This is a genomic window from Paenibacillus sp. Root444D2, from assembly GCF_001426375.1.
Taxonomy (GTDB): domain Bacteria; phylum Bacillota; class Bacilli; order Paenibacillales; family NBRC-103111; genus Paenibacillus_E.
This window is the reverse complement of record NZ_LMEO01000015.1, coordinates 34,673-51,292: the sequence shown is the minus strand read 5'-3', so window position 1 is coordinate 51,292 and position 16,620 is coordinate 34,673. Positions and strand designations below refer to the sequence as shown.

13 protein-coding genes are annotated in these 16,620 nt (G+C 46.1%); 12 read left to right on the top strand and 1 reads right to left on the bottom strand.

Annotated features, from left to right (window positions below; translation table 11 throughout):
- Positions 1 to 999 (top strand): ABC transporter ATP-binding protein, encoded by a 999-nt coding sequence (locus ASD40_RS11445; RefSeq protein ID WP_057303418.1) that lies wholly within the window; start codon positions 1 to 3, stop codon positions 997 to 999.
- Positions 989 to 1,966, top strand: a complete 978-nt coding sequence (locus ASD40_RS11440; RefSeq protein ID WP_057303417.1) for an ABC transporter ATP-binding protein — start codon at positions 989 to 991, stop codon at positions 1,964 to 1,966. The genes ASD40_RS11445 and ASD40_RS11440 overlap by 11 nt, the downstream gene beginning before the upstream one ends.
- 3 nt (positions 1,967 to 1,969) lie before the next feature.
- Here ASD40_RS11440 and ASD40_RS11435 read toward each other — a convergent pair whose 3' ends face one another.
- The gene (locus ASD40_RS11435) at positions 1,970 to 2,857 is read right to left on the bottom strand and encodes a helix-turn-helix domain-containing protein (protein ID WP_057303416.1); all 888 of its coding nucleotides are present in this window, start codon (positions 2,855 to 2,857) and stop codon (positions 1,970 to 1,972) included.
- A gap of 190 nt (positions 2,858 to 3,047) precedes the next feature.
- Between ASD40_RS11435 and ASD40_RS11430 the strand changes: the two genes are divergently transcribed.
- The 10 genes from ASD40_RS11430 to ASD40_RS11385 all read left to right on the top strand — a co-directional run bounded on the left by ASD40_RS11430 (position 3,048) and on the right by ASD40_RS11385 (position 16,611).
- Positions 3,048 to 4,130, top strand: coding sequence for a glycoside hydrolase family 172 protein (locus ASD40_RS11430; protein WP_057303415.1), 1,083 nt, complete (start codon positions 3,048 to 3,050; stop codon positions 4,128 to 4,130).
- Positions 4,131 to 4,549: 419 nt separating this feature from the next.
- Positions 4,550 to 4,987 carry an RbsD/FucU family protein gene (locus tag ASD40_RS11425; RefSeq protein WP_057303414.1) on the top strand — a complete coding sequence of 146 codons (438 nt, stop codon included), beginning with the start codon at positions 4,550 to 4,552 and terminating at the stop codon, positions 4,985 to 4,987.
- Positions 4,988 to 5,020: 33 nt separating this feature from the next.
- Positions 5,021 to 6,814 (top strand): L-fucose isomerase, encoded by a 1,794-nt coding sequence (locus ASD40_RS11420; protein WP_057303413.1) that lies wholly within the window; start codon positions 5,021 to 5,023, stop codon positions 6,812 to 6,814.
- Positions 6,815 to 6,869: 55 nt separating this feature from the next.
- Positions 6,870 to 8,543, top strand: coding sequence for a ribulokinase (locus ASD40_RS11415; protein ID WP_057303412.1), 1,674 nt, complete (start codon positions 6,870 to 6,872; stop codon positions 8,541 to 8,543).
- A gap of 145 nt (positions 8,544 to 8,688) precedes the next feature.
- Positions 8,689 to 10,467: a cache domain-containing sensor histidine kinase gene (locus ASD40_RS11410; RefSeq protein WP_057303411.1), complete on the top strand. Its 1,779-nt coding sequence runs from the start codon at positions 8,689 to 8,691 to the stop codon at positions 10,465 to 10,467.
- 22 nt (positions 10,468 to 10,489) lie between these two features.
- Positions 10,490 to 12,058, top strand: coding sequence for a response regulator transcription factor (locus tag ASD40_RS11405; protein WP_057303410.1), 1,569 nt, complete (start codon positions 10,490 to 10,492; stop codon positions 12,056 to 12,058).
- 1 nt (position 12,059) lies between these two features.
- Positions 12,060 to 13,403 (top strand): ABC transporter substrate-binding protein, encoded by a 1,344-nt coding sequence (locus ASD40_RS11400; protein WP_057303409.1) that lies wholly within the window; start codon positions 12,060 to 12,062, stop codon positions 13,401 to 13,403.
- An 88-nt stretch (positions 13,404 to 13,491) separates the two neighbouring features.
- Complete coding sequence (locus ASD40_RS11395; protein WP_057303408.1) at positions 13,492 to 14,820, top strand: ABC transporter substrate-binding protein; 1,329 nt, start codon at positions 13,492 to 13,494, stop codon at positions 14,818 to 14,820.
- 79 nt (positions 14,821 to 14,899) lie between these two features.
- On the top strand, positions 14,900 to 15,787 hold the full coding sequence (locus ASD40_RS11390) for a carbohydrate ABC transporter permease (protein ID WP_200957398.1): 888 nt from the start codon (positions 14,900 to 14,902) through the stop codon (positions 15,785 to 15,787).
- Positions 15,788 to 15,798: 11 nt separating this feature from the next.
- Positions 15,799 to 16,611 (top strand): carbohydrate ABC transporter permease, encoded by an 813-nt coding sequence (locus ASD40_RS11385; RefSeq protein WP_057303407.1) that lies wholly within the window; start codon positions 15,799 to 15,801, stop codon positions 16,609 to 16,611.
- Positions 16,612 to 16,620 lie beyond the last annotated feature (9 nt).

Below are 16,620 nucleotides of genomic sequence, written 5' to 3'. Positions count from 1 at the left end.
ATGCTGCGATTAAAAAACGTAAGCGCACAATACAACATGCTGACCGAATACGTAAAAGCCGTGGACCATGTCAATTTTGAAGTTCGAAAAAACGAAATTTTTGGCATTGCGGGTGAGTCGGGCTGCGGCAAATCGACATTGCTGAAAGTTATGTACGATTTGATCAACTATCCCCTGGAAATTTCAGAAGGCTCAGTGGAGATCCACTCGACAGATAAAAATGGCAATCCGCTGGTTTATAAAAACGGCGAAATCCACAAAAGTTGGTGGAAGATCATTTCTTATGTACCGCAGGGTGCGATGCACGTAATGAATCCTGTGACCAGAATCAAAAGCCAGTTCTTCGACGCAATCAGCAAATACCATGATAAAAAGAACAAAAAAGAGCTAGAAGCCGAAATCGCGGGCTATTTGAAAGAATTGGAGCTTTCGCCTGAGGTGTTGAACGCTTATCCCCATCAATTAAGCGGAGGGATGCGGCAGCGTGTATTGATTGCACTGGCTACGTTTCTCCATCCGGAAATTGTACTGGCTGACGAACCGACTACCGCATTGGACGTTATCGTCCAAAGAGGAATTTTGACCATGCTGTCCCGCGTCCAAAAGAAAATGGGGAATTCTATGGTCATCGTATCCCATGATATGGGTGTCCATTATCAAATCACGAATCGAATGGGCATTATGTATGCTGGGCAAATGATCGAAGTTGGACCGACGGAGCAGATCTTTACTAATCCCCAGCATCCGTATACCAAAATGTTAATTAACGCATTGCCTAAAGTAGGTGACAATAGTCAGAAGGAAGGAATTCCAGGCACGCCTCCTAGTTTGAAACAACCCCCTGCAGGGTGCAGGTTTGCTGCAAGATGCCCTGTTGCTATGGACTTATGCCGCACAAGGGAACCGGCTCGATATGAGGTTGGGGCCGATCATTTTGCCAGCTGCCACTTGCTGAGTGATATGGATATTGCCGCGGAGGTGGAGAGACATGGCGCATAATCGGTTGGAAATCAATAATCTCTCACGGCAGTTTAAAATCGGCGGCATGCTGTTGGGCAAGAAAATCGTAGCTGTAGACAAGATCGACCTGAAACTGCCAGGCGATAAACCGCAAATTATGAGTATCGTAGGCGAATCCGGATGTGGGAAAACGACACTGGCCAGAATGATTCTGCGACTTCAGGAACCGTCATCAGGCGAGATTAAGATAGATGGAATCCCTTTGTCTTATTACGACAAACGAAAAAACCGAAAAGAGTTCCTAAAGAAAGTACAACCCATTTTCCAGAACCCCTTCACCTCATTCAGCATGAGAAAAACGGTGGACACCTATTTATTTGAGACAGCATTGAATCTGGAGATTGCCAAGAATAAGCAAGAAGCCCAAACGGTTGTGAGTGAAGTCTTACATTCAGTTGGGCTTGAACTTGACCATATTAGAGGGAAATATCCGAATCAATTTTCCGGTGGAGAGCTGCAAAGGATTTCTATCGCGCGTGCATTGATTCCTAAACCGAGTTTGATTGTCGCCGATGAACCTGTAGCGATGATTGATGCTTCTCTACGTATGAATATTGTGAACTTGTTTAAAAAGCTCAAAGACGAGTACAAGGTTAATTTTATTTACATTACGCACGACCTTTCAACGGCCTACTATGTTAGCGACTATATTGCGACGATGTATCGCGGGCAATTAATTGAGTTCGGCGATGCAAAACTTATATTAAATAAGCCATCACATCCGTATACGGAATTATTGTTAGATTCAATACCAAGAGTTGGAAAGAAATGGAATGAAGATATCGTGCTTCCTGATATGGAAGACAAGGAGTACAGGCTTGACGGCTGTAAATTTGCAAATCGCTGTACGTATGCCAAGGATATTTGCCGTTCGATGAGTCCCCAAAAGGTCCAGCTCGATAAGGAACACATGGTTCTTTGTTTTAAGCACAATGATTACAGCTAAATACTAGATACCTGGAAACGTCTGCATGAATTGCCTGGGTGATATACCTTCTGATTGTTTGAAAGCCTTACTAAAGGCGAAAACACTGCTATAGCCGATCTTTTCTGCGATGGATGTCAAGGAAAGCTGGCTGTAGATCATGAGCTCCTTTGCTTTTTCAAACCGGTATTTCATTTGGAATTGATGGGGCGAGAGTCCGAATTTTTGCTTGAACAGTCTCGAGAAATGGTAAACGCTCAGACAGGCTAATTTTGATAAATCATCAAGGCTGATAGGCTGGTCGTAGTTTTCTTTGATGTGTGTTACGGTGTTTTCTAAAGCGGTCTGATGAAGGATAGACGGAGAACTAGCGGTCGGCTCCAGACCTTTCAAAATGAGATACAGGATTCTAAGCGTTAGGGATTTTTGAAGAATTGGGAAATCCGTAACACATCTTTCATAGGCATGAATCAATTGAACCAGGCTTATATGAACCTCGTTATGATTCTTAATCCGGATGACATCGGGAATGTTTAAAATATTGCCGAGAACGTCCGGACGAATCAAGGTAGTCTCGTATTCCAGACATTCTGTCTTACTTTTGAAATTAATGGGAACATCTTCAAAATTGTCGTAGTACAGCACATCAAAGTGAATGTGTGGCATCCAACTCTCACCTGTAGATCCTAGAAATTCATGCTCCTTCCCCGGCTTAAAAAGAACGATATCACCGGGCTCAAGTGTATATAGTGTTTCTTCAATTCGGACTCTCAGTAAGCCTCGTTCCAAATACAAAAGCTCATAATCGAAAATAATCCTTGATTTCAATTTCATTTCGGGTACACGATGGTTCCACGCTCTGCGTACGTTGGGTGAAAGATGCATGAAGAGATTTTTTTTATCAGTTTCCATGAGATTCTTCGCCTCCAATAAAGCAAGAATGGATATGTTTTAACAATTATGGCCAAAGCAAAGGACAGGCAAACTTGATAATATTATTACGGTAAACGTTTACATTATATAAGGGATAACAGGTGGAGAGCAAGAGGCGAACCTAAATTTATGAAGAACTTAATTAAATAACGGATAGGAGAGAGACTGGATGGTTATGTTTAATGGTTTGGATATGGGGATGGGAAGTTTAGCACGATTATCGAATGCCAAGACGCGATCAATTAGTGCGGAGAATTTTCAAGGCGACAATGGAAAGGGGGGCATGGCGGTAGATGGAACGGGCGCCGATTGCGCACGGGATTTGGGCGTCGGCTGGAAGTTGTCCCCATCTGTAGAGATTAAGGCTGGTTCAATTTTTACAATGGCGGAAATCGAAGGGCCTGGAGCCATTCAGCATATTTGGCTAACCTGCTTCCCTAGCCATTGGCGCAACCTCATTATCCGCATGTACTGGGACGAGGAGACGGAGCCTTCAATCGAAGTCCCGCTCGGCGACTTTTTTTGCAATGGGTGGCAAGAACGATGTAATGTCAACTCGATTCCGATAGCTGTCAATCCAGCAGGGGGAATGAACAGCTACTGGTTAATGCCTTTCCGCAAATCTGCCAAGATTACTATTGAAAACCTTGAACCGGATAAGGTCGTCCTGTATTACCAAGTCGACTACACGTTGACTGAAGTACCGGCAGACATGGCTTATTTGCATGCGCAATGGAGAAGAAGCAACCCTGTACCTTATAAAGGGGTTCATACGCTTATCGACGGCGTGAAGGGCAAAGGTCATTACGTAGGTACTTACTTGGCTTGGCAAGTCAACAATACAGGCTGGTGGGGAGAAGGAGAAATTAAATTTTACATGGACGGTGATGACGAATTCCCGACGATATGCGGTACTGGAACCGAGGATTACTTTGGCGGGGCTTGGAATTGGGAGCAACCACAGGGGCAGTATGGCACTTATTCGACACCATTTCTGGGAATGCACCAGGTCATTAAGCCTGACGGTCTATACCGCAGCCAGCAGCGCTTTGGCATGTATCGCTGGCATGTAATGGATCCGATCCGTTTCGAGCGGGAGCTAAAGGTGACGATCCAGGATTTGGGCTGGCGGTCCGGAAGAAGATATTTGCCACAGCAAAGCGATATAGCTTCGACTGTGTTCTGGTATCAGGCGGAGCCTCATGCGAGTTTCCCCGAACTGCCAGGGAATGATGAACGGGAGGTCATTTAACGATGTGGCTCGAAGGGACGGATCGTTTGGCTGAGCTAGGCATAGACAGGATATAGCAAATAGATAGGTTACAAACTATGAAGGCACAATTCAGACCACCTGTTCGGACTATTCATGTCCTTAAAGGTGGTTGGTTGTGTTTGGGTACATGAAAACAACGGAGGATTATGAAGTTTTCTTTGCATTTGTTGTATAACCCGCGAATATTTAAGTATAAGTGCAACGAAAGTGGAAATGTAACGGGAAATTTTTTAGGCAGGGGAGACTATTTTTGTTCTCGAAAAATGCGTGGGATGAATAAGCAAAATGTGGTTGACAGACGAAGGTTTGTGGAATTAGAATGTATGTAAACGATTACGTAATCGATTACATATTAGTAAATTAGATCCTTGTTGCTGTAAGAAGAGAGGTTGAGAATCTTGTTAAAAGGGATACCGAGTCTTATATCACCCGAGATGCTTAAAATTCTCATGGAGATGGGACATGGGGATGAACTGGTTCTAGGCGACGGCAATTTTCCTGCGGCCAGTTGCGCCAAGCGATTAGTAAGGGCAGACGGGCATGGAATATCCGCGTTTCTTGAGGCTGTGCTTAAGCTTTTTCCTCTCGATACGTCAGCTGATGCAGTCACCGTCATGCAAGTAGATCCCGGCGACCCTGTTGTGCCTGGCATTTGGGAAGATTACAAGCAAATTGTTCAGCGAGCCGCGAATCAACCTGTTCCAATCGTGGCGTTGGAACGTTCCGCTTTTTATGAGCGATGCAGAAATGCTTACGCGGTAGTGGCTACCGGTGAAAGTGCCTTATATGCCAACGTAATGATAAGAAAAGGTATCGTTACATCAGATGACCAGTAACACACAAATTTCAAAAAAACGGAGTGATCAATCATGGAAAATGTTAAAGTTGAGAATCGTTTACAAGGTTCTATGCCTAAAATCGGTATTCGTCCTGTCATAGATGGAAGAAGAGGCGGGATTCGTGAGTCATTAGAAGACGTCACGATGGATATGGCTGTTACAGTGGCTCGTTTCTTGACCGACCATTTGAAACATTCGAACGGGTTGGATGTGGAATGCGTAATTGCTGACACTTGTATCGGCGGTGTTGCGGAGGCTGCACTGGCAGCGGAAAAGTTTGCGCGCGCGGGCGTCGGGGTAACGATCACAGTAACTCCTTCCTGGTGCTACCCGACTGAAACGATGGACACGGATCCTCATATGCCCAAAGCGATTTGGGGCTTTAATGGAACGGAACGCCCTGGGGCCGTATACTTGGCTGCAGCATTAAGCGCTCATAACCAGAAAGGGCTGCCTGCATTCAGCATTTACGGCAAAGATGTACAGGATATGGGAGACAACTCTATCCCTGAAGATGTGCAGGCCAAATTGCTGCAATTCGCCAAAGCGGGTCTTGCCGTGGCAACGATGCGGGGGAAATCCTATCTATCGTTGGGATCAGTATCGATGGGAATTGCAGGGTGTATTGTGGACGAGAACTTCTTCCAAAACTACTTGGGCATGAGAAATGAATACGTGGATATGAGCGAATTCGTGCGTAGAATGGATCGCGGCATTTATGATCAAGATGAGTTTGAGAAAGCCCTTGGGTGGACCAAAGAGAACTGTCAAATCGGGCATGATGTGAACCCGCCTCATCTGACAAGGACAGATGAGCAGAAACAAGGCGATTGGGAGACTGTAGTGAAAATGACACTCATTGCCCGTGACATGATGGTGGGCAATCCGAAGCTCGCACAAATGGGTTACGGCGAGGAAGCGCTCGGCCGTAATGCGATAGCAGCGGGATTCCAAGGCCAACGAGCTTGGACGGATCACTTCCCGAACGGTGACTTCATGGAAGCGATTCTGACCAGCTCTTTTGATTGGAACGGCATACGCGAACCGTTCATGCTTGCGACTGAGAATGACACGCTTAACGGAATTACGATGCTTTTCGGTCACCTCTTGACCGATGCGGCGCAAATTTTCGCTGATGTGCGCACATACTGGAGTCCGGATGCGGTGAAGCGCGTAACAGGCCATCAGCTGACCGGAACGGCAGCAAACGGAATCATTCATCTCATTAACTCCGGCCCGGCGGCACTGGATGGAACCGGTAGACAAGAGAAAGACGGAAAGCCTGCCATGAAGCCGTTCTGGGAAATCACGCAGGACGAAGTGAAGCAGTGTCTGGAAGCGACACAGTGGTGCCCGGCTGTTGACTTCTTCCGCGGAGGCGGATATTCCACCGACTATACGACACGCGAAGGAATGCCGGTTACCATGGCTCGAATCAATTTGATCAAAGGGCTTGGCCCCGTTCTTCAACTTGCCGAGGGCTACACGGTTGAACTCCCGGATGACGTTCATGACAAGCTCGACCAACGTTCGAATCCAACATGGCCGACTACATGGTTCGTTCCGAACATCACAGGAGAAGGTGTGTTCAAGGATGTTTACACAGTGATGAATAACTGGGGTTCCAATCACGGTGCGCTCAGCTACGGCCACATAGGAGGCGATTTGCTTACGCTGGCATCTATGCTGCGCATTCCGGTTTGCATGCATAACGTTCCGGAAGATCGCGTTTTCCGTCCGAGCACGTGGACCGCATTCGGCGTGATGGAACCTACGGGTGCCGATTTCCGCGCATGCGCGAACTTCGGACCGTTATATCGATAACTAGCTTACGCTTACGAAGAAAGTTTTGCTAAAGCAAAACTCTAAGGAGGTACCTATGCCAACAGCAAACAGGATTTTTACAATCGGAATTGACTATGGTACACAATCGGGGCGCGCGGTGCTCGTCGATATTCAGAGTGGTCACGAGGAAGCTGTGTACGTGACTCCATATCGACATGGCGTGATTGATGAATTCCTCCCCTCTAATGGTATGAAGCTGAAGCCCGATTGGGCTTTGCAGCATCCGGAAGATTATTTGGAAGTGCTGCGCACATCCGTACCTGCGGTGATCAAAGCTTCAGGGATCAATCCGTCTCAAGTTATCGGCGTTGGCATCGATTTTACGGCTTGCACCATGCTGCCTGTGGATGCGGAGTTTCAGCCGCTTTGCCTGAAAGACGCATGGAAGGAACGGCCCCACGCATGGTTAAAGCTATGGAAGCACCACGCGGCGCAAGAAGAAGCGACGGCTATTAATAAGCTGGCCGAAGCGCGCGAAGAACGGTGGCTGCAGCGTTACGGCGGGAAGCTATCCTCGGAGTGGATGCTGGCGAAGAGCTTGCAAATATTAAAAGAAGATCCAGAAGTCTACGCGGAGGCGGATTTATTCGTTGAGGCCGCTGACTGGATCGTCGCGCAAATGACCGGCCAGTTGAAAAGAAACAGCTGCACAGCCGGGTACAAATCCAACTGGCACAAAAACGAAGGATATCCATCCAGCGAGTTTTTGGAGCAACTGCACCCCGGCTTTGCAGATTTATATGCGACGAAGCTGCGTGGTGAGGTATCGCCACTCGGAAGCTTGGCCGGAAGCTTGTTACCGGAAATAGCCGAACAAATGAATCTCTGCCCAGGAATTGCAGTCGCAGTGGGCAATATTGACGCGCATGCCGCAGTACCAGCCGTAGGCGTGGTTTCTCCGGGGAAGATGGTCATGGTGATGGGTACATCCACTTGCCACATGCTGCTTGCCGAGGAAGAACGATCCGTAGAGGGCATTTGCGGTGTTGTGGAGGACGGCATTATTCCAGGTTTGTTTGGTTACGAGGCCGGACAATCTGCTGTCGGCGACATCTTCGGATGGTTCGTTGACGAGTCAGTACCGGCATATATGGAAGCCGAAGCCATGCAAAGAAACATTTCCATCCATGAGCTGTTAGAGGAAAAGGCTTCACACCTGCAGCCTGGAGAAAGCGGCTTGCTCTCGCTGGATTGGCACAACGGCAATCGCTCTACTTTAATGGATGCAGACTTGACCGGCATGATGCTCGGTATGACACTCAGTACGAAGCCGCATGAAATATACCGTGCGCTGCTCGAAGCCACAGCATTCGGTACGCGCACAATCGTAGAAGCTTTCCGCAAGGGCGGTTTGGACGTAAATGAACTGTATGCTTGCGGGGGTCTGCCGAAACGCAATAAGCTTCTCATGCAGATTTACGCGGATGTGAACAATATGGAGATCACATTGTCCGATACTGATTTAACTCCTGCTATCGGTGCAGCGATGTTTGCCGCAGTAGTAGCCGGTTCTGAGGCGGGTGGTTACAATTCCCTTCAAGAGGCGGCCGTGTTCATGGCCAGGGTCAAAGAAGAGACCGTATTGCCGATTCCTGAGAACGTTAAGATTTATGAGGACTTATATAACCAATATAAAAGGCTTCATGATATATTCGGTAAAGATGTAGATAGCGTTATGAAAAATATGAAACGAATCAGAAATTTATAGACATGCTGCAAGTGCTTTTACCTACTAAGGTGTAAAGCACTTTTTCTTTCATCTAGCAGATGGAGATGGATGATTTTTCTGACTGCGCTCCAGACAGCTTATGGTATACTTTTGTCAAAGACTACGTGAATTGGAGAAGCGGTCCATGCATCTATCGTTCCTGAAAACTTGGAATCTGCGGACGAAATTAATGATTGTTCTCGTGTTGTTTATTTTATCGCCGCTCATGATATTTGGCATCTTGTTCTACCAGAGTTCCAAAGACCTTGTGGCACAAAGGACGGATAAAGAGGGGCTGCAGGTACTCACACTCGTCAATCAAAACGTTAACCAGCTTCTCAAGGGATACGAATCCCAATTGAATGATATTTATGAACATGAAGATATCATTAAACAAATCAGTGATTCATATGAAACGGAGCCAGGTGATCAGATACCACTCAGCGACGATTCCGTGAATCGCTTTCTTCGCGACTTCCTGAGAGGGAAGGATGATTTGGATTCCATCTATTTGTTCACGCTTAAAGCCACGTATTTCGGTGATTTTAAAGGACCTAACCTTTTTACGCAATTTTACCAAGATCATCCGATGTGGGATCGCTTCATTTCTTTAGGTACCGGACGGGCTGTTTGGCTGCCAAGCTATGAGCTTCCGCCAAACCAGTACAACTCGAAGCCTTCGCATTATTTTGCTGTAGGCATGCAGGTCAAGGATGTGTATGATTCTCTACAATCGTTAGGCACTTTAATTGCTAACGTAAAGATTGATGCTTTGGATAAGATCATTAATAACGTTCAAGTAAGCCCCAATAGCGTAGTACTAATTACGGATCATCAAGGCAACTTGATCTGGAACCGGAATCCCGATGCCTACGGCATTAATTTATCGACTTATCCTTTCTTTAAACAATTGGACCAAAAGGAAGACGGACACTTTACCCAGGAAATTAACGGCAGTTCCTATCGGGGCACCTTCCTGCGTTCCGCTTATAACGGCTGGTATTATTTTTCCTTTGTACCACAATCCGATTTGAACGCACAAACCAACGATCTGAAGCGCTTTCTGGCAGCAACGGTTGTCGCCTTCGCTGCTTTATTCATTGTGCTGGCTGCCTTTACATCGAATTATATTACACGCCCGATCCGTCAAATGGCACTGGCGATGAAGCATATTCAAAAAGACAATTTCGAAATGGCGCAGCTAACCCAATCTTCAGATGAAATGGGCATGTTGCAGGCCGCGTTTCTCGGAATGCGTGGAAGAATAAACGACCTGATTAAGGAAGTCAGGTTGATTTCCAGTAAGGAAAAAGAAGCTGAGGTTAGAGCGCTTCAGGCTCAGATCAATCCACATTTTGTCTACAATTCACTTGATGCCATCAACTGGATGGCGATTGAGAATGACCAAAGCCGAATCAGCCGTATGATTACCTCTCTTAGCGATATTATGAGATATGCCATTAAGCCGGGCGAACAGTTGGTTACGATCGAAGAGGAGCTAAAGTGGGCGCAAAATTATGCTTATTTGCAAGAAATGAGATTTGAAGATAAATTTGAAGTCTTCTTTGATGTGAAAATAGACACAATGGATTTAAAAGTTCCGAGATTGCTGTTTCAACCGTACTTAGAAAATTCGATCATACATGGCATGGAGGATATCGATACGGGCGGCGTCATTCGGATCACGGTCCAGAGCGCTGGAAATGAAGAAGGGATGAAGCTTACGGTCATCGTTGAAGATAACGGCGGCGGAATTTCAGCGGATAAGCTTCAACAAATTAAAGAACGCCGAAGCCATGGTATCGGCATCTACAATTTGGATGAGCGGTTGAAGATGGAGTATGGGCCGACCTACGGGACGACGATATATTCGGTCTACGGCGAAGGTACCATCGTCACCATTGTCCTGCCTTATATTCGTTAAGACACAACGGGGGAAGATCAACATGTACAAGGTTTTAGTGGTAGATGACGAGCCGAGAGTTCGCAGAGGTCTAACGAGTCTAATTCCAAAGCTTGACAGTGATTGGATTGTGATCGGTGAAGCCAAGAATGGGTATGATGCGCTGGAGGCGGTCAAAAAAGAGATGCCTGATCTAGTTATTACAGATATCCGCATGCCGCATATGAACGGGTTGGATCTTCTTAGTCATTTGAAGGAATATCCAGTACATGTCGTCATCTTATCGGGATACGGTTATTTTGAATATGCACAAACGGCGGTTAAATATGGCGCTTTCGATTATTTGTTAAAGCCGCTGAAGCCTGAGGACATCGAGAGTGTGCTGAGAAGAGTGAAGCAGGACCGACAATTGTTTCCAGCTGTGTCTCAGACCAGCTCCAGTCGGCCGAATTACTCTAAGCTGTGGAAGGATTGGCTGCTCGGACTGCAGGAGGAGAAAGAGCCTCCGAAGCTGCTCAGCCCTTTATTCCCTATCGATATTTCTACGTTTCGGATCATGGTCATCGAAGTGGATCTCATTGATGAACTGATCAACGAGGATCAATGGGGGGACAGACAATTGGTCTTGTTCGCCGTTCGTAATATTGTCCAGGATGTTACCGGTATGAGAGCAAACTCGGATTCCCATTTTTTATTCGTGAGCGGTGCTCAATTGTTCTTTCTCACCATCAATGAAGACGATACGAGACAGTTAGCCAAAACAAGCATCGAGGAAGTCCGCCGCTGGCTCAAAATATCGATTTCCATCGGGATCAGCGACGCCACCGACTCTTACCTCGAATTGCCGGGAATTCTGCAGCATGCACGCGTAGCCCTTCAAAATAAATGGCTTTACGGGTGTGGAACGATAAGCGATTACGATGACTTGAAAATGGAGGACATCATTGAGGTTGGTTATCCGAACGGGTTGGAAATGGAGCTCATCAAGGCGATTCGAGGCGGTCAATCTGATCAATTTTCGCTCGTACTGACCGAGTTCATAGAAACGGTCAAACAAAGGAACGTTTCATTTCGGTTGTTTCGGAGATTTTGCTTGCAATTGGTATCCTCCGTTATTCGCTTGACCTATGAACAAAAAATGTACGATCTTGTGATTGAAAATTTGGCTCGTCCGATCGATTTATTTGACAAGAACTTTACACTCGAAGAGTATGTTGAATTTATGGAAAAACTGATTGAATCCTGTATTTTGTCTATGGAATGGAATAAAACACAAAAGCAGAATCGGACGATCGAAAAGGCGCTGTCTTTTCTTCAATCGAACTATTCGCAAGACATTTCATTAGAAGACGCAGCGCGTCATGTCCAGATGAATCCAAGTTATTTTAGTACTTATTTTAAACTTGAAACCGGCAGTTCATTCGTTGAATCTTTAACAGGGCTTCGTATGGAGAAGGCGAAAACGCTGATGATGGATTCCGGATTGAGACTGTATGAAATTGCACAGATGGTAGGCTATCAAGAAGTAAAATATTTCTCGCGATTATTTAAGAAGAAAATGGGTGTCACCCCTGTGGAATATCGGCAATTTTTCTTCCGAAAGGAGGATTGACATGGAAAAAACAATATCGCTAAGGGGAAAGCTTGCCAGAAAGCTGCTGCTTTTAATGCTTGTGTTCGGCCTGCTAATTGCCTGTGAGCAAAGCACGACAACGAAATCACCTGAACTCGACAAGCTGTTTCGTTCGCAGACAGGACCAAGCAAGGATGCGAGTGCACCTAAAACAGTGCTTCGCTTATGGTCATTTCATACTTCTAAGGAGTTTGAGTTTTGGCAGGAACTTGCCAAGCAGTATCAGCAGCTGCACCCAGACATTGAGATCAAGGTGGAGTACGTGTCCAGCGATGATTATTTTACAGGGGAGCGGCTGCTCGCTTCATTCGCATCCGGAACAGGTCCGGATATCTTTTTTGTATCATCGCCTATGATCAAGCGGCTCGCGGATGTCAACATGTTAATGCCGTTGACCTCCTATTTTACGCCAACAATGAAAGAGGATTTCTACCCGACGGCGCTGGAAGCCGTTACTCTATACAATACGATTTATGCGGTTCCGATTGAAACAGAATTAATGGGGCTATTTTATAATAAATCGATGTTTCAAAAGCAGCATCTAACTCCTCCCAAAACCTGGAATGAGATGATGGAAGCGGCGAAGAAGCTGAGAACATCACATGTAAGCGGTTTAACGATAGAAACGTTCGGTGGTGTTTACCAGAACTTCTCCTGGTTTCCGTTTCTATGGCAAACCGGTGCCGATTTAATCTCGGAGGATGGCAAGCATTCCGGGCTGAGCCAAGTGAAAGGCGAAAACATGTATAATTTTTTCCACAGTATGGTCAGTCAGGGGTTAATTAATATGCAGCCATCACGGCCGGCAACGGATATTGGCATTTTGACGAATGGTGAAACGGCGATGCAGGTAAGCGGGACGTGGAATATTCGCATGTTGGAGACGCAGTATGCCGATCAACCAATCGGTGTCGTTCCTCTGCCGACACCGGATGGCGGGAACCGTCTCACGATTGCAGGCGGATGGAAAATTGCGGTGAACTCGCGAAGCGATTATGCAAGCGAAGCTGCGAAGTTTGTGATGTGGGCTTTTTCCGGCGATACGAGCATACCGCTCAAGTGGTGCAGCGATGTGAAGTTTGCTTATTCCCCGCGCAAGTCCGTCATGGAAGCTGGAACCGACTATTATCGCCGCGGTCTGCGAGAGGTTTTTACCAATGAAATTTTCGGTACGGAGCGGATGGAGCCGCAATATCCGGAAGAAATCAACCGGACATTTACCCAGTCATTGCAAAGCATATTGTACAGCGGGGTATCCGGCAAAGAAGTGGTTCAAAGCATGGATGAGAAGATCGATCGTTTCCTGTCCAAAATCCAAAAATAGTCCACCTAACTAAATAATTTCTCGTTATGTACAGCTGTTCCCCCGGATTATACTCAAGATGTAAACGAAATGAAAGGGGATACAACAGATGAAACGGAAATGGAAAACGTTAGGGGTTACGGCGATTAGCTCTGCACTTGTTTTACAACTTGGTTGCGGATCCTCGACAACGGACACGCAAAAAGCAGGCGACGCTGCACCGAAAAGCACGGAAGCCGCCAAGGATACAAGCGCTGCCAAGAACAAAGTCAAGCTGGCTTTCTGGGACATGCACACCGAAGCCGAGAGTAAGTTCTTCAAAGATTTGATCGATGAGTACATCAAATCACAAGATCAAGTGCAAATCGAGTATTCAACCTATGATCAAGCTTCCTACACAACTACCAAGCTTCCTACTGGCTTTGCCAGCGGAGAAGGTCCAGACATTTACATGATCAGCCCAGGTGATTTCATGAAATTCGCGAAATCCGGTTTAATGAAAGATCTGACTCCGGATTTCGCGCCAGGCGTTAAAGAGGATTTCCTTCCTGCATCTCTTGATGCTGTGACGTATAACGGCAAGATCATGGCTCTGCCATTTGAATTGGAAACGCTAGGTCTTTACTATAACAAGGAAATGCTGGATAAGGCAGGCGTGCAAGTGCCGAAGACTTGGGATGAACTCCATGCCGCTGCGAAAAAACTGACAACTGATAAGGTAGCCGGTCTGATTATCCCGCCGGATAAAGGCCCGTACTTTAACTTTATCTGGTATCCGTTCCTGTGGCAGCAAGGCGGTAACGTGCTGAGTGCTGATGGAACCAAATCTACTTTCAACACACCAGAGACGGCAAAAGCACTCGATTTCTGGGGAAGCTTCTTTAAAGAAGGTCTGTCTCCGAAAAAACTGCAGCTCGGCCCTTGGGAAATTGATAACTTGGGCAACAAAACCGCGGCTATGCAAATTGTCGGAACGTGGGCCATCAATCGAATTGAAGAAAAATATAAGGACGTTCAGATCGGTCTAGCTCCAATCCCGACTCCTACAGGAGGCAAAGCGGCAACGGATGCAGGCGGTTGGAAAATGGCTGTCAACGGGCAAAGCAAGCATGCGGCTGAAGCAGCTAAGTTCGTGATGTGGGCATTCGGTTCATCGGATCTCAGCCATGCATTGAAATGGGGTACGGAAGTGAAGTTCGCTTACTCCCCACGGAAATCCGTAGTCGAAAAAGGTAAGGACATCTATAACAAAGGCTTGCGTAAAGTGTTCACTGAAGAAATTTATAACTCCGCTATCCCAGAACCGCGATATCCGTCCGAAGTGGTTGATGCAGTTGGTGATGCCATGCAGTACGTCATGTTCGGTAAAATGTCAGGTGCCGACGCTGCCAAAACCGTTGATGCGAAAATCACGGATATTCTAAGCAAACAGAAATAACAGGATTCTGGGGAGGGGGACGGCTTGCTCCGTAAAACTGCAAGACGGTCTCCCTTTTCAATTCGGGGAGGGGTAAAGAGTGACTCCAAGACGCAGCAATGCCCGCATGATTCAAGAATGGGTTACGGCTTACAGCTTCTTGCTTCCCAATATCTTGGGATTAATGATATTTGTTTTTATACCGATTTTATATGCTTTTTATGTAAGTTTGCATGAATGGAACGCGTTATCACCGAAAGTGTATGTTGGGTTTCAGAACTATGTAACCTTACTTTCGGACGATCAGTGGTGGCATTCGGTAACCAGAACCTTGCTGTTTAGTGTTATTTATGTGCCTTTGTTATTCTGTTTCGCTTTGCTTTCCGCGTTATTAGTGAATGGGCTTCGTGGTAAGACGGTGGGCGTGGTTAGAACGATGTTTTTACTACCATTTGCGGTCACATCGGTCATATCAGCTATCATTGTCATGTTCCTGCTTGATCCGAGAAACGGCCTTGCCAATCAACTGCTTTCTCTTGTCGGTATCGGAACACAACAATTTCTCGGTTCTCCTACACAGGCAATCTATTGCGTCATTCTGACATTGTTATGGATCAACATCGGATATAACATGACTATTTTTCTATCAGCTATCAAGGAAATTCCGATTGATTATTTCGAAGCGGCCCATATTGACGGGGCAACCCGCTTTCAAAGCTTTCGGCATATCACATTCCCCTTATTGCGGGAAACGAATACGTTTATTTTGATTGTCACCACGATCGCGTCCTTTCAAATTTTCGACCATATCATCGTTATGACAAAAGGCGGACCGATGGATTCAACGGAGGTTAGCGTACTTTATATCTTTAAACAAGCGTTCCAAATGTTGAATATGGGGTATTCTTCCGCGCTCGCGTTTGTTTTGTTCCTGATTGTTTTCGCATTTTCGATGATACAACTTAAATTTTTCTCTTCTAAAGATTAGGCGGTGCTACTATGAGAATAATGAACCGATTCATACTACCGACGGTTTCGATCATTGTCGGGATCGCCATGATTTTTCCCATTTACATGCTATTTATAGGCTCCTTTCGTTCGGAAACTCATATCTTCGATATTCAGCTGTGGCCGACGGAATTTGAGTTTCCCAACTTCAAAGAGGCCGTCACATCATCGCATTTGCTCAGATCGATTATGAATTCGTTGATTGTGTCCACAACCGTGACTGCGGTTGCTATGCTGTTCCATGCGATGTCCGGATATGCGCTTGCTCGCTTTCAATTTCCTGGGAAAAATGTGATCTTCGCTTGGATGCTTAGTACGTTAATGATTCCCTTTGCTGTGATCATGCTGCCCTTGTATTTAATTACGAAAAATTTAGGCATGACCAACTCTTTTGCCGGTTTGATTATTCCTGCCATTTTTAACGCTTATGGAATTTTTCTGTTCCGTCAGTTTTATCGGGAATTTCCTAAGGAACTGGAAGAGGCAGCCTACATAGAAGGGCTTTCTCAGGCAGGGACGTTTTTCCGAATCGCCTTGCCGCTTTCCATGCCGATCATTGCCCCATTAACCATCGGATTTTTCTTGGCTAATTGGAATTCCTATATATGGCCGCTCATCATTACGCAAAAAGAGAGCATGTGGGTTATTCAGGTTCAACTGGCTAACTTAGTTGGCGGGGGCTACGTGACGCCGTGGAACATTGTGCTTGCTGCGGCCGTTATTGCCGCATTACCTACTTTTTTACTATTCTTCGTCATGCAGAAATATTTGGTGGAAGGCATTAAAATGACCGGTATTAAATGATGCCGGCTA